This is a genomic window from Saccharothrix luteola, from assembly GCF_020859565.1.
GTDB classification, from domain to species: domain Bacteria; phylum Actinomycetota; class Actinomycetes; order Mycobacteriales; family Pseudonocardiaceae; genus Actinosynnema; species Actinosynnema luteola.
On sequence record NZ_JAJHUO010000025.1, the window covers coordinates 101,633 to 115,996 of the forward strand.

Genomic DNA, 14,364 nt, shown 5'->3' on the forward strand with positions numbered 1-14,364 from the left:
GACGACTCGGCGCGCGACTGTCCGCGACTCGCGGTGTGGCGCTGCCGGACACGCGCACACTTCCGGTGCAGACTGGTGGCGGGTGAGCGGGTTCGCGACTCGGGAATCTTTTCGGGCCGTTCGGCGCGGAGATGAACCGAGCGTGTCCGACCGGTCTACGAACAGTGCCTGAACGGACCACTGCACGCACGGCTAGCAGAATCGGTCCAGCAAGGCAAATGACGCAACGTCGGTAACAGCGCGGACACGGGAGCTTGACACAACTCCGTGGCGCGAACCACACTCCCCCAAAACCTGGGAGCGCTCCCAGAACGTTCACCGCCGATCAACTGAGGAGTTCTCGTGCGCTACCGTCGAGCAGGCTTGGCCAAAGTCCTGGCCTGCACCGCAGTGCTTGCCGCAGTCGCCACGGCCTGTGGCTCGGGAGGGTCCGGCACGTCGTCAGATGGCAAGGTCGAGCTGACCATCGCGACCTTCAACGAGTTCGGCTACGAGGAGCTCCTCAAGGAGTACGAGGCCGCGAACCCGAACGTCAAGGTCACGCAGCGCAAGACCGGCCAGGGCGCGCCGCACCACCAGAACCTGTTCACCAAGCTGGGCGCGGGCTCCGGCCTGGCCGACGTCGAGGCCGTCGAAGAGGGCTTCCTCAGCCAGGTCATGGCCAAGTCGGGCCAGTTCGAGGACCTGAAGGAGATCGGTCCGAAGGACGTCCGCGAGGACCGCTGGCTGCAGTGGAAGGTCGACGCCGTCACGACCAAGGACGGCAAGCTCATCGGCTACGGCACCGACATCGGCCCGCTGGCCATGTGCTACCGCAAGGACATGCTGGAGGCCGCCGGCCTGCCGTCCGACGCCGAGGGCGTGAAGGCCCTGTTCGCGACCTGGGACTCGTACTTCCAGGCCGGTGACACCTACGTGCAGAAGACCGGCAAGCCGTGGTTCGACTCGGCCGCGCAGATCTTCAACCCGATGCACAACCAGGAGAAGACCGGCTACTTCGACCGCGACGACAAGCTCGTGATCGAGGGCGGCAACGGCAACAACGACAAGAAGATCTGGGACCAGGTCACCAGCGCCGTCGCGCGCGGCCAGTCGGCCAAGCTCGCCGCGTGGAGCCCGGAGTGGCAGACCGGCTTCAAGGAGTCGGCGTTCGCCACCAAGACCTGCCCGTCCTGGATGCTGGGTGTCATCGAGGGCAACGCCGGTCCCGACCACAAGGGCAAGTGGGCCGTCACGGCGGCGTTCCCCGGCGGCGGCGGCAACTGGGGCGGCTCGTACCTGACCGTCCCGAAGCAGGGCAAGAACAAGGCCGAGGCCGCCAAGCTGGCCGCGTGGCTGACCGCGCCGGAGCAGCAGATCAAGGCGTTCAAGGCCAAGGGCACCTTCCCGAGCCAGACCGAGGCCCTGATCTCCCCGGAGCTGCTCAACCAGACCAGCGAGTACTTCGGCGGCGAGAAGGTCGGCATGCTGTTCGCCGAGCAGGCCAACAAGGTCGCGGCGGCCCAGTACAAGGGCCCGCAGGACGGCGAGATCCAGGACAACGTGGTCTCCCCGGCGCTCGCGTCGGTCGAGCAGGGCACGTCGCCTGACGAGGCGTGGGCGAAGGTCATCGAGGGAGCCAAGAAGGCTGCCAAGTAATGACGACCGAGCTTTCGGTCGCGCGCGGGCGGGGCGCCGAGCCCCGCCCGCCGCGGCGCGACGACAACGATGACATCGGTCCGGGCAAGCTGAGCTGGCGCTACCGGTTGACCCGCCTGGACGTGAAGTTCTCGCCGTACCTGTACATCGCCCCGTTCTTCGTCCTGTTCGCGGTGGTGGGCCTGTTCCCGCTGCTCTACACGGCCTACATCTCCCTGTTCGAGTGGGAGCTGGGCGCGGACGAGCAGCCGTTCATCGGCGTCGAGAACTACACCACCCTGTTGGCCGACTCGCAGTTCTGGAACGCGATGGTCAACACGTTCAGCATCTTCGCGATCTCGACGATCCCGCAGGTCATCATCGCGGTGCTGCTGGCCGCGCTGCTCAACACCGCCCTGCGCGGTCGCACCGGCTGGCGGATGGGCGTGCTGCTGCCCTACGTGGCCAGCCTCGTCGCCCTGACCATCATCTTCGGCGACCTGTTCGGCGTGCAGTACGGCAGCATCAACGACGTCATCGAGCTGTTCGGCTTCGACCGGATCGACTGGCAGGCCGACCGCTGGTGGAGCCACGTGGCCATCGCCACGATGGTGAACTGGCGCTGGACCGGCTACAACGCCCTGATCGTGCTGGCCGCGATGCAGGCCATCCCGCGCGACGTCTACGAGGCGGCCTGGGTCGACGGCGCGAGCAAGGTGCGCCAGTTCGTCAGCATCACGCTGCCGATGCTGCGCCCCACCCTGATCTTCGTGATCGTCACGTCGACCATCGGCGGTCTGCAGATCTTCACCGAGCCGTTGCTGTTCTCGCCCTCCGCGGGCGCCAACGGCGGCGCCACCCACCAGTACCAGACGGTGGTGCTCTACATGTACCAAGCAGGCTTCCAGAGCCAGGACCTCGGCTACGCCTCGGCGATGGCCTGGGTCCTGTTCATCGTCATCATCGCGATCGCGGGGATCAACTTCCTGCTCACCCGCAGGCTCGCGTCCAGTGGGGAGGCGTGATGGCCACCATCACCGATCGCCCGGCGCCGAGCGCGACCGGGTCCAAGCCCGTCAAGCGGAAGCGCTCGAAGGCGGTGTCGCTCTCCGAGCGGCGCCCGAGCTTCGTCGTCTACGGAATCCTGATCGCCTTCATCCTGGGCTCGGCGTTCCCGTTCTACTGGTCCTTCCTGGTGGCCAGCCACGACGACGCGACGTTCACCAAGGACGCGCCGATGCTGCCGGGCGGGAACTTTTTCCAGAACGCGAGCCGCGTGCTGGACACGATCCCGTTCTGGAAGGCGCTGGGCAACAGCATCATCGTCTCCGGCACGGTCACGATCTCCGTGGTGGTGCTCTCGACGCTGGCCGGGTTCGCGTTCGCCAAGCTGCGGTTCAAGGGCCGCGGCCCGCTGATGGTGTTCGTGGTCGCCACGCTCGCCGTGCCCACGCAGCTCGGCATCATCCCGCTGTACATGGTGATGGCGGAGTACGGCTGGTCCGGCACCCTCGGCGCGGTCATCGTCCCCAACCTGGTGACCGCGTTCGGCGTGTTCTGGATGCGCCAGTACATCGCCGACGCCGTGCCCGACGAGCTGATCGAGGCGGCCCGCATGGACGGGTGCAGCATGATCCGCACGTTCTGGCACGTGTGCCTGCCCGCGGTGCGCCCGGCCGCCGCCATGCTGGGCATCTTCACGTTCATGATGTCGTGGAACGACTTCCTCTGGCCGCTGATCGTGCTCAACGCGGACAACCCGACGATGCAGGTCGCCCTCGAGAAGTTGCAGAGCGGCTACTACGTCGACAAAACGCTCGTGCTCGCCGGGACCACGATGGCCACGGTCCCGATTCTAATCGTCTTCCTCGTACTCGGTCGGCAGATCGTCGCCGGGATCATGCAGGGTGCTGTGAAGGGGTAGCTGTGGAGTCGATTTCCTTTCCCGAGGGATTCGTGTGGGGCGCCGCGACAGCGGCGTTCCAGATCGAAGGCGCGACCACCGCGGACGGTCGCACCGCGTCCATCTGGGACACGTTCTGCCAGCTTCCGGGCGCGGTGGTGGGCGGTGACACGGGTGATCCCGCGGCCGACCACTACTACCGCGTGGACGAGGACGTCCAGCTGATGGTCGACCTCGGGCTGCACGCCTACCGGTTCTCCACCGCGTGGCCGCGCATCCGCCCGGACGCGGGTCCCGTCAACCAGCCCGGCCTGGACTTCTACTCCCGGCTGGTCGACAAGCTGCTCGAGAACAACATCACCCCGTGGCTGACGCTCTACCACTGGGACCTCCCGCAGACGCTGGAGGACGAGGGCGGCTGGGCCAACCGCGACACCGCGTACCGCTTCGCGGAGTACGCCGAGTCGGTCGTCGGCGCGCTCGGCGACCGGGTGGACAACTGGACCACGCTCAACGAGCCGTGGTGCTCGTCGCTGCTCAGCTACGCCGCGGGCGTGCACGCGCCCGGCCGCCAGGAGCCGGAGGCCGCCGTCGCGGCCGTGCACCACCTGCTGCTGGCGCACGGCCTGGCCACCTCGGCGATCCGCGAGCAGGCGCCGAACGCCAAGATCGGCATCACGCTCAACATGTACCCGATCATCCCGGCGGACCCGGACGACCCGGCCGACCTCGACGCCGCCCGCCGGCTCGACGGCCTGCAGAACCGGATCTTCCTGGACCCGCTGTTCAAGGGCGAGTACCCGGCGGACATCGTGGAGGACCTGGAGCCGTACGGCTTCTCGAAGCACATCCGCGAGAACGACCTGGAGATCATCTCCGCGCCGCTGGACCAGCTCGGCGTCAACTACTACGCCGAGCACTTCGTGAGCGGCACGCCAGAACCCGAAGCACCGGTCCAGACCAACGGGCGTCGCCCGACCGGGTCACCGTGGGTGGGCGCCGAGCACGTGTCGTTCCCCAGCCGCGGCCTGCCGCGCACCGACATGGACTGGGAGGTGCAGCCGGACGGCCTCTTCAAGGTCCTCATGCGGGTGCACCAGGACTACCCCAGCATCCCGCTGTACGTCACGGAGAACGGCGCGGCCTACGTCGACTCCATCAGCGACGATGGATCGATCAACGACACCGAGCGCCTCGGTTACATCGAGTCGCACCTCAGGGCCGCGCACGCGGCCATCGAGGCGGGTGTCGACCTCCGCGGTTACTTCGCGTGGTCGCTCATGGACAACTTCGAATGGGCCGAGGGCTACGCCAAGCGGTTCGGGATCGTGCATGTCGACTACGAGACCCAGGTGCGGACGCCTAAGATGAGTGCCATGTGGTACTCGCAGGTTGCCCGTGGCAACGTTCTCGCGGCGACGGTCGCTCCGTGACAGATGCCGTTGACCCGCCCAAGGCGCGACGACCCAACACCCGGCTCGAGGAGGTCGCTCGGGCAGCCGGGGTGTCGAAGTCGACCGTCTCCCGGGTGATCAACGGCGAGCCGTACGTCAGCTCCAGAGCGCGGGAAGCCGTCCACCAGGCCATCGGCAAGCTCGGGTACAGCCCGAACCAGGCGGCCCGGACGCTCGCGGGCAGCCGGGCCAACTGCATCGCCATGGTCGTGTCCGAGCAGGGCAGCCGGGTGCTGAACGACCCGTTCTTCGCCGGTGTGCTCCGCGGTGTGCACGCCGAGCTCGCGGGCAAGCGGGTCCAGCTCGTCCTCATGATGAGCAAGGAGGGCGACGAGCAGGACCTGGTGAACTACCTCTGCGGCGGTCACGTGGACGGCGTGCTGGTCATCAGCCTCCACGGCCAGGACCCGCTGCCCCGCACGCTCGCCGATGCGGGCCTGCCGACCGTGGTCTGCGGCAGGCCCCTCGGCGCCGGTGGGGTGCCCTATGTGGACTCGGACAACTTCAACGGCGCCATGGAAGCGGCTCGTTACCTGGTCGCGCGGGGTCACAAGCGCATCGGCACCATCGCCGGCCCCCGGGACATGGCGGTGGGCATGGACCGCCTCTCGGGCTGGAAGCGCGGTCTGAGCCAGGCCAGGGTCGACACCGGCCTGGTCGCGTACGGCGACTTCACGCCGGAGAGCGGCGCGGCGGCCATGGCCGACCTGCTCGAGCAGGCCCCGGACCTGGACGCGGTGTTCGTCGGCGCGGACATCATGGCGCTGGGCGCGTTGCAGACCCTGCACGCGCACGGCAAGAAGGTGCCCGACGACGTCGCCGTGGTCGGGTTCGACGACCTGATGATCGCCTCGACCGCGGTGCCGCCGCTGACCACGATCCGGCAGGACGTGGAGCAGTTGGGGCGCACCATGACCTGGCGGCTCATGGCGGAGCTGGCCGGCGAGGAGAACCTCCCGCCGTTCCTGCTCCTGCCCACCGCGATGGTCACTCGTTCGAGCGCCTGAGCCGATCTCGAAGAACGTGTCGCGACCCGGGCCTCTCGGTCCGGGTCGCGGCATTTCGAAGCGATTCGACGTCGCGTTCGACGCGTTCGACGCACGTCGGTCGGCCTGAGCCCACAGTTCACTCGGATGGCGTAGCTCCGACCCTTGCCGTCAGTCGATCAGCCTGGCTACGGTCCAATCCTGCCTGTTCTGGGAGCGCTCCCAGAACTGGTAACGGACGGCCACCACCGCGTCCGGAACGCACGACCTCCAGACCCTGACTTCCTCAAGCCAGGGAGGAGGCGGATCCCTCTCGCCCACCGCCTCCTCCCACCCCGCGCGAAGGAGCGCAGCACCGATGGCCCGACGCACCCCGTCCACGGCGGCAGCGGCCCTGCCGGGCCCGGTGGGAGTCGCGGGCCGTCGAGCCGAGGGCCACCCGGACGCCACCTCGACCGCGAACCCGGCCGGGACCGGTGCGTCCGGGCAGGTCCGGCCACGGGTGTGGCGAGTCGCGAGCGCGCCAGTCACGGATGTGCCAGTCATGAAGGTGGGGGTGGAGTCATGAAGCGGCTTCTCGCGTTGACCGCCGCGGCGGTCGCCGCGCTCGGTGTGGTGCTGGTGACCGCCGCGGCGAGTCCCGCGTCGCCGCCGCTGTCCGCCTCGGGCATCGTGCAGCCGCACAACTGGCGCAACGTGGAGATCGCGGGCGGCGGGTTCGTGCCGGGTATCGTGTTCAGCCCGGCGGAGAAGGACCTGATCTACGCCCGCACCGACATCGGCGGCGCGTACCGGTGGAACCAGGCCACCGGCCGCTGGATCCCGCTGCTGGACTGGGTCGGCTGGGACAAGTGGGGCTACAACGGCGTGGCGAGCATCGCGCCGGACCCGAAGAACGCCGACAAGGTGTACGCGGCCGTGGGCATGTACACCAACAGCTGGGACCCGAACAACGGCGCGATCCTGCGCTCCTCCGACCGCGGCGCCACGTGGCAGCGCACCGAGCTGCCGTTCAAGGTGGGCGGCAACATGCCGGGCCGCGGCATGGGGGAGCGGCTGTCGGTCGACCCGAACGACGGGCGGGTGCTGTACTTCGGCGCGCCCAGCGGCAAGGGCCTGTGGCGCAGCACGGACAGCGGCGTGACGTGGTCGCAGGTGGCGAGCTTCCCCAACCCGGGCAACTACGTCGCCGACCCGAACGACCCCAACGGCTACGCCAACGACATCCAGGGCGTGGTCTGGGTGACCTACGACCCGCGCTCCGCGACCGCAGGCGGCCCTTCCAAGACGATCTACGTCGGCGTGGCCGACAAGGAGAACACGGTCTACCGCAGCACGGACGCGGGCGCGACCTGGACCCGGCTGGCCGGCCAGCCCACCGGCTACATCGCCCACCAGGGCGAGCTGGACGCCGAGGGCGGCTTCCTCTACCTGGCCACCAGCGACACCGGCGGCCCGTACGACGGCGGCAAGGGCGACGTGTGGAAGTACGACACCGCCACCGGCGCGTGGACGCAGATCAGCCCCGTCCCGTCCAGCAGCTCCGACGCCTACTTCGGCTACAGCGGCCTGACGATCGACCGGCAGGACCCGGGCACGCTGATGGTCGCCACCCAGATCTCCTGGTGGCCGGACGTCATCATCTTCCGCAGCACCGACGGCGGCGCGACGTGGACGCGGGCGTGGGACTTCACCAGCTACCCCGAGCGCAGCTTCCGCTACACCATGGACATCAGCTCCTCGCCGTGGCTGAGCTGGGGCGCGAACCCGCAGCCGCCGGAGACCTCGCCGAAGCTCGGCTGGATGGTGGAGTCGCTGGAGATCGACCCGTTCGACTCCAACCGGATGATGTACGGCACCGGCGCCACCATCTACGGCACGACGGACCTGCTCAAGTGGGACGACGGCGGCCGGATCACGATCAAGCCGACCGCCGCGGGGCTGGAGGAGACCGCGGTGCTCGACCTGATCAGCCCGCCCACGGGCGCGCCGCTGATCAGCGGCCTCGGCGACATCGGCGGGTTCCGGCACACCGACATCACCAAGGTGCCGCCGCTGATGTTCCAGCAGCCCAACTTCACCACGACCACCAGCCTGGACTACGCCGAGAAGAACCCGTCGGTGATCGTCCGCTCCGGCAACGTGGACGGCTCGCCGCACGTGGCGTTCTCCACCGACGGCGGCGCGAACTGGTTCGCGGGCTCGGAACCGGGCGGCGTCACCGGCGGCGGCACGGTCGCGGCGTCGGCGGACGGCTCACGGTTCGTGTGGAGCCCGGCCGGCGCGGCCGTGCACCACTCGGTGGGCTTCGGCAACACCTGGACGCCGTCCACCGGCATCCCGGTGGGGGCCGTCGTGGAGTCCGACCGGGTGAACCCGAACAAGTTCTACGGCCTGGCCGGCGGCCGGCTCTACACCAGCACCGACGGCGGGGCGACGTTCACCGCGGGCCCCGAGGTGGCGGCGACCAAGCTCAAGGCCGTGCCGGGCCACGAGGGCGACCTCTGGCTGACCGGTGACGGCTTGTTCCGGTCCACCGACTCCGGCGCCACCGTCCGGAAGAACAAGTGGGTCACCAAGGCCGTCAGCGTCGGGTTCGGCAAGGCCGCCGAGGGCAAGACCTACCCGGCCATGTACACCGTGCTGGCCTTCGAGGACGGCCGCCTGGGCGTCTACCGGATGGAGGGCTTCGGCTTCGACGGCCTGGCGGCGGGCTTCGTGCACATCAACACCGGGGTGAACCAGCAGTACGGCAACATGGGCGAGGCGATCACCGGCGACCCGCGCGTCTACGGGCGCGTCTACCTGGGCACCAACGGCCGGGGCATCCTCGTCGCCGACCCGGCCGGGAACATCTCGACCACCGAGCCGTTCCCCACCACGACCACCACGATCCCGACCACCACGTCGAGCAGCACCACCACGAGCACCTCCGGGACGACCACGGTCACCGACCAGCCGCCACCCGGCTGCTCGGTGCAGTACCGGGTCGCTTCCCAGTGGGGAGGTGGCTTCACCGGCTCGGTGAAGATCACCAACCGGGACACCAGGGCCGTCACGGGCTGGAACCTGGGCTGGTCGTTCGCGAACGGCCAGAAGATCACCAACAGTTGGAACGGCAAGGCGTCGCAGACCGGCGCCGCCGTGACCGTGAGCAACGAGGGCTGGAACGGGACCATCGCGGCGGGGAGCACGGTGGAATTCGGATTCCAGGCGAGCTGGCAGGGCAGCAACGTCGCACCCACCGGCTTCACGCTGAACGGCAGGACCTGCCTCGCAGGCTGACTGCCGTCGACTACCGCAGCCCTCGTTTGGCCTGGCGGCGCAGCTGCATTATCCGGGCTGCGCCGACCAGGGCCACCAGGATCGCGCCGGCGATCGCCGCGAACAGCAGTGCCACGCCCAGCGGCAGCGTGCCCGCCGCGCCGAGGAAGTGGATCGTGGCGTCGGCGAGGTTCTGCAGGATGAACACCAGCAGCACGATCAGCACCACGATCGACGCGAGCACGGCGACCCACGTGCCGCTGATCCTGGTCGGCTTCAGCTTGGCCTGCGGCCCGGCCTTCCGCTCCGGCACGTCGGTGACCGAGGGCTCGACCGCGCCGGGTCCGCCGAGACCCACCGCCGGTGGACCGTCGGGGATGGGGCTCGTCGGCAACGCCTGGGTGCGGTCGTCGTCACGCGGACTGGTCACGCGGTGATTATCTGCCCGTCCGCGCCGGCCCGCCAATCAACCGCACGGGCGGCGGTACTCCAACGCGCCGACGTAGAGCGTCCACTCCTCCTGGGTGATGGGGGCGGTGACGCCGGCGCACATCTCGCGCACCGCCGTGTCGAAGTCGAACTCCCACGCGCGCGTCGTGCCGTTCGACTTCGAGGTCACCACCTTGGTCGCGGTGTCGTCGAACGCCACCGCGTAGACGCCTTCGGTGACCCCGTTGATCCGGCCGCGCGCCGAGGTCCGCCGCGGGTCCGACACGTCCCACAGCGCGACCATGTCCTGCGCGCCGACCGTGGCGAGCGCGACACCGGACCGGTCGAAGCCGAGCGCCTGCACCGCTCCCCGGTGCGCGCGGCCGGACCACAGCTCCGCGGGCTTGGCCCGGTCGGTCACGTCGTACAGCCGGACCTCGCCCTTCGCGGTGCCGAACGCCAGCGTGCGGTGGTCGTGCGACACGGCGACCGCGGTGACGTCCCGCGCGGTGTCCAGCCGCGTGACCGGCTTCGGGCTCTTGGGGTCGGACACGTCCCACAGCCGGATCACGCCCATGACGTCGAAGGTGATGACGTCGCGGCCGTCCGGGCTGTAGGCGACGCCGACGACCTGGTGCGGGTGGTCGGTCAGGCGCGCCACCTCGACCGGCTCGGCCGGGTCGGTCGTGTCCCACACCGCGACACCGGCCGGCTCCGACACGGTGACCAGCGTGCGGGCGCGGGCCGGGTCGAACGCGATCAGGTCGACGGGGGAGCCGAAGTCGTGGATGACCTCGGGAGTCAGGTCGGTCACGTCCCAGACCTTCGCGGGCCCGTCCACCAACGTCGTGGCGAACGCCTGGCCGTCCTTGTTCACGGCGATCGAGGTCACGGTCTCGTTCGCGGGCCCGAACACCCGCGTCGGCGTCTGCCGGTCGCCGTCCGGGCTTCGGGCCAGGGCTGAGGCGAAGGCGGCGCGCGCGGCCTCGTTGAGCTCGCTCCTCGCCCGCGCGCTGAGCACGCCGTCACGCGTCTCGTCGTTCGGGTTGAGGCGGTGGGCGACGATGGCGAGCTGGTCGGCGAGCTCCGGGGCGCTGCTGCGCAGGCTCTGCGACTGGTTGGCCACGTACCAGCCGGCCGACGAGTTCCAGCCCGCCGCGGCCTCCTTCTGCGCGCTGATCGCGATCACCACGGCGGTGCCGGCGAGCAGGAGCAGCACGGCCAGCAGCGCCACGAGCTGGCGCAGCCTGCGGGTGTGCCGCAGCGTGACCAGCCGTTCCCGGTCCCGCGCCTGAAGGCTCTCGGCCAGGAAGTCGCGCTCCTGCGCGCTGGTGCGCACGCCGTCGCGCCGCGTCCACTCGACCGCGGTGTCCAGCCGCGTGCCCCGGTACAGCGCGTCCGGGTCGCGGCCGAGCGATTCCCAGGTGGCGGCGGCCTCGGTGAGCCTGCGCATGGTGCGCAGACCCTCCCGGTCCTCGGCCAGCCAGCCGCGCAGCCGCGGCCAGGAGCGGATCAGCGCCTCGTGCGCGATCTCCACGCTGTCGCGGTCCAGGGTGAGCAGCCGGGCGTGGGCGAGCCGGTCGAGCACCACGTCCACGTCCACGTCGTGGTCGAGCTCGGCGCGCGGCAGCCGGCGCTTGGTGTCCTCGGTGCCGTCGCCGAGCGCGGTGAGCCGCAGGAACACCTGCCGCGCCACCGCGCGCTGGTGCCGTTCCAGCGACGTGTAGGTGCGTTCGGCGGTCTGCGCGATGGCGTGCTGGACGCCGCCCGCGGCCTCGTACCCGGCCAGCGTCAACGTGGTGCCGCGCCGTCGCCGCCAGGTCTCCAGCAGCGCGTGCGACATCAGCGGCAGCACGCCCGCCTGACCGGTGGCGTCCGCGATGAGCCGGGACACCAGCGCCGTCTCCACCGTGCACGACGCCTTCACGGCGGGCTGCATGATCACCTGGCGCAGTTCCTCGGCGCCCATCGGCCCGAGCAGCAGCTGGGCGTCGGTCAAGGCCTCGACCAGCCGCGGGTGCTGCGCGCAGTGACCGTAGAAGTCGGCCCGCACGCCGACCACGACCTTGCACCGGGCGGTCAGCAGGGTGTCGACGTAGGCGGTGCGCCGGTCGGTGTCCGGCCAGAGCGTGAAGACCTCTTCGAACTGGTCCACGATGAGCAGGTCGGCGTCCAGGTCGGGGTCGGCGGTCTCGCTCGGCGCGGTGACCACGACGCGGCCCGCCACCCGCGGCACCAGGCCGGCGCGCAGCAGGGACGACTTGCCCGCGCCCGAGGCGCCGAACACCGCGATGAACCGGCGGTGCGCCAGCCGTTGCTCCAGGTCGTCCAGCAGGTGGTCGCGGCCGAAGAACCACTCGGCGTCCTCGGTGCCGTAGGCCGCCAGGCCCGCGTACGGCGGGTGGCCCTCGTCCGGGGGCGGGTCGGCGCTGGGCAGCACCTCGGCGGCGACCTGCCGCCACCGGTCCTCCCACTCGGCCACGTCGCCCTCGCAGGCGCGCACGTAGGCCAGCGTCACCGCGAGCGTGGGCAGCCTGCGCCCGCCGGCCGCGTCGGACAACGTCGTCGCCGAATAGTGGGCGCGCGCGCCCAACTGCCGGTAGCTCTGCCCGCCCGCCTTGTCCCGCAACGACCTCAGGTCGGCGGCGAACTTCAGCAGCGGGCTGTCACCGACGTCCAACGGGCGTTCTCCGCGCGGCAACCGGTCCACCCCCCTGGCAGTCTCACGACGATTGTCCGCAGTGACAAACGTGCCGTCCAGGCTGTCAGACGACGGTCCGCGGTGGGCCCGCTTCGGGTGACTGCATTCGGGTGAAGCGGTCCAGAGCACTTCGGCCGTGCTTGCGGTGCGCGGAGGCGCCGTTCACCGCGGCTAAGCTCGGGGGAGTGCCTCGCCTGATCGCTCTGAACGGTCCGCCAGGGTGCGGCAAGTCGACCATCGCGCGCCGTTACGCGGACGACCACCCACCTGCGTTGGCGTTGGACGTCGACCGGGTGCGCGACCTGATCGCGGGCGACCTCGGCGAGGCCGGTCGCCTGGCGCGCGACATCGCCGTCGCCGCTGCCCGCGTGCACCTGACGTCCGGCCACGACGTGGTCGTGCCCCAGTTCCTCGGCCGACCGGAGTTCCTGGACCGCCTGTCCGCCCTGGCGGTCGACGTGGGCGCGGCCTACCACGAGGTCGTCCTGATCGACACCAAGGACAACGCGATCCGCCGGTTCACCGAGCGTGGCACGATCCAGGCCACCCCGGCCGAGCTCTCGGCGATGTACGACAACCTGCAAACCATCATCGCCACGCGCCACCCCACCCTCATCCGCTCGGTGGAAGGTGACCCAGCTCACACCTATCAGGCGCTCCTGGCCGTCCTGAACGTAGAACTCGGGGTACCTGAGCGTTCGACACGCGGGACCTGAACGTAGGACACGCGCGAGAGTCCTACGTTCAGGGTGCGCGTGTCCTACGTTCGGAACAGGTGAGTTCAACGCTCAGGACAGGGCGGTGGTGACGTAGGGGTCGGGGTCGGCGAGGATCGCGCGCACGGCGGTGGTGGCGGCGCCGCGCATGGCGGCCTCCGCGCCCAGCGACGAGGAAACCACCCGAACGGGTGACCACTCGGCGCTGACGACCCGCCGGTCCAGCTCCGCGTGCAACGGCTCCTGCAACCACGGCTCCAGGCGGGCGTACGTGCCGCCCAGCACCACCGAGGGCAGGTCGAGCAGGTTCACCGCGCCGGACAGCGCCACGCCGAGCCACCGCGCCGCCGAGCGCACCGCCGTCGTGGCCGTCCGGTCACCCGCCGCCAGCCTGACCAGCAGCTCGTCCACCCCGGACACGCCCGCCGCGCGCACGATCTCGTCCTGCCCGGCCAACCGCTCCAGGCACCCGCGCGACCCGCACGCGCACTGCGGCCCGCGCGGGTCGACGGACAGGTGCCCGATCTCGCCGCCGAACCCGGACACGCCCTCGAACAGCGCGCCGCCCACCACGATGCCCGCGCCGATGCCGATCTCGCCCGAGATGTGCAGGAAGTCCGTCGCCACGTCCCCGTGCCACAGCTCGGCCAGCGCGGCGAGGTTCGCCTCGTTGCCCACCAGCACCGGCACGTCCAGCTCGACCCGGCGGGTCAGCTCGCCCCGGACGTCCACCTCGCGCCAGCCCAGGTTCGGCGCGACGCGCAGCGACCCGCCGGCCACCTCCACCAGGCCGGGCACGGCCACGCCGACCCCGCCGATCGGCACGTCCTGCTTCGCCGCCGTGCGCACCGCCGTCGCCACCTTGGCCAGCACCCGGGCGGGGGAGGAGGCACGATTGTCGCTGGGCCGCACCCAGCGCGCCCGCACCCGCCCGGTGAGGTCGACCAGGCACGTGGCCAGGTAGTCGACCCCGATCTCCACCCCGAGCCCGTGCGGCCCGGTGGGCGACAGGTGCAACGCCGTGCCGCGCCGGCCGGGACCGGATCTGGCCTGCGCCTCGCCCTCGGCCACGAGCCCGGCGCCGATCATCCGGTCGACCAGGCTCGACACGGTGGCCTTGGTCAGGCCGGTGCGGGCGGCCACGGCCGCGCGCGACGACCCGGGCGCCTCGGCGATGGCGTCGAGCACGAGGGCGGAGTTGTGCCGTCGCACGGTGTGCTGGCTCGCGGGCTGCGGTCTGGACACCACTGGATCCTAGCGGCTGAGTGCGATAAGTTCAGGCATCAAACTTATT

10 protein-coding genes are annotated in these 14,364 nt (G+C 70.4%); 7 read left to right on the forward strand and 3 right to left on the reverse strand.

Going from position 1 to position 14,364, the window contains the following annotated elements:
- The first annotated feature begins 342 nt into the window (after nucleotides 1-342).
- The 6 genes from LNK82_RS31865 to LNK82_RS31890 all read left to right on the forward strand — a co-directional run bounded on the left by LNK82_RS31865 (nucleotide 343) and on the right by LNK82_RS31890 (nucleotide 9,245).
- The gene (locus LNK82_RS31865; protein ID WP_230570599.1) at nucleotides 343-1,638 is read left to right on the forward strand and encodes an ABC transporter substrate-binding protein; all 1,296 of its coding nucleotides are present in this window, start codon (nucleotides 343-345) and stop codon (nucleotides 1,636-1,638) included.
- Entirely contained in the window at nucleotides 1,638-2,642 is a 1,005-nt protein-coding gene (locus LNK82_RS31870; protein WP_230570600.1) for a carbohydrate ABC transporter permease, read from the forward strand. Before LNK82_RS31865 ends, LNK82_RS31870 begins: the two co-directional genes overlap by 1 nt.
- Nucleotides 2,642-3,541, forward strand: coding sequence for a carbohydrate ABC transporter permease (locus LNK82_RS31875; protein WP_230570601.1), 900 nt, complete (start codon nucleotides 2,642-2,644; stop codon nucleotides 3,539-3,541). Before LNK82_RS31870 ends, LNK82_RS31875 begins: the two co-directional genes overlap by 1 nt.
- Nucleotides 3,542-3,552: 11 nt before the next feature.
- Nucleotides 3,553-4,953, forward strand: coding sequence for a GH1 family beta-glucosidase (locus tag LNK82_RS31880; protein ID WP_230570678.1), 1,401 nt, complete (start codon nucleotides 3,553-3,555; stop codon nucleotides 4,951-4,953).
- A complete protein-coding gene (locus LNK82_RS31885; protein ID WP_230570602.1) occupies nucleotides 4,950-5,981 on the forward strand; it encodes a LacI family DNA-binding transcriptional regulator in 1,032 nt (343 codons plus the stop codon). The genes LNK82_RS31880 and LNK82_RS31885 overlap by 4 nt, the downstream gene beginning before the upstream one ends.
- Before the next feature lie 543 nt (nucleotides 5,982-6,524).
- Nucleotides 6,525-9,245, forward strand: coding sequence for a cellulose binding domain-containing protein (locus tag LNK82_RS31890; protein ID WP_230570603.1), 2,721 nt, complete (start codon nucleotides 6,525-6,527; stop codon nucleotides 9,243-9,245).
- A 10-nt stretch (nucleotides 9,246-9,255) separates the two neighbouring features.
- Here LNK82_RS31890 and LNK82_RS31895 read toward each other — a convergent pair whose 3' ends face one another.
- Nucleotides 9,256-9,654: a LapA family protein gene (locus tag LNK82_RS31895; protein WP_443706266.1), complete on the reverse strand. Its 399-nt coding sequence runs from the start codon at nucleotides 9,652-9,654 to the stop codon at nucleotides 9,256-9,258.
- A 36-nt stretch (nucleotides 9,655-9,690) separates the two neighbouring features.
- Nucleotides 9,691-12,333, reverse strand: coding sequence for an nSTAND1 domain-containing NTPase (locus LNK82_RS31900; RefSeq protein WP_230570604.1), 2,643 nt, complete (start codon nucleotides 12,331-12,333; stop codon nucleotides 9,691-9,693).
- 206 nt (nucleotides 12,334-12,539) lie between these two features.
- Here LNK82_RS31900 and LNK82_RS31905 point away from each other — a divergent pair, with 206 nt between their 5' ends.
- Nucleotides 12,540-13,070 (forward strand): AAA family ATPase, encoded by a 531-nt coding sequence (locus tag LNK82_RS31905; RefSeq protein ID WP_230570605.1) that lies wholly within the window; start codon nucleotides 12,540-12,542, stop codon nucleotides 13,068-13,070.
- A 72-nt stretch (nucleotides 13,071-13,142) separates the two neighbouring features.
- On the opposite strand, the gene LNK82_RS31910 is transcribed toward LNK82_RS31905, so the two are convergent.
- A complete protein-coding gene (locus LNK82_RS31910; RefSeq protein ID WP_230570606.1) occupies nucleotides 13,143-14,315 on the reverse strand; it encodes an ROK family transcriptional regulator in 1,173 nt (390 codons plus the stop codon).
- Nucleotides 14,316-14,364 lie beyond the last annotated feature (49 nt).

Bases quoted from the DNA above. Each gene is read 5' to 3' on its own strand.
- LNK82_RS31875 (WP_230570601.1), top strand. From the start codon at position 2,642: ATGGCCACCATCACCGATCGCCCGGCGCCGAGCGCGACCGGGTCCAAG.
- LNK82_RS31870 (WP_230570600.1), top strand. From the start codon at position 1,638: ATGACGACCGAGCTTTCGGTCGCGCGCGGGCGGGGCGCCGAGCCCCGC.
- LNK82_RS31890 (WP_230570603.1), top strand. From the start codon at position 6,525: ATGAAGCGGCTTCTCGCGTTGACCGCCGCGGCGGTCGCCGCGCTCGGT.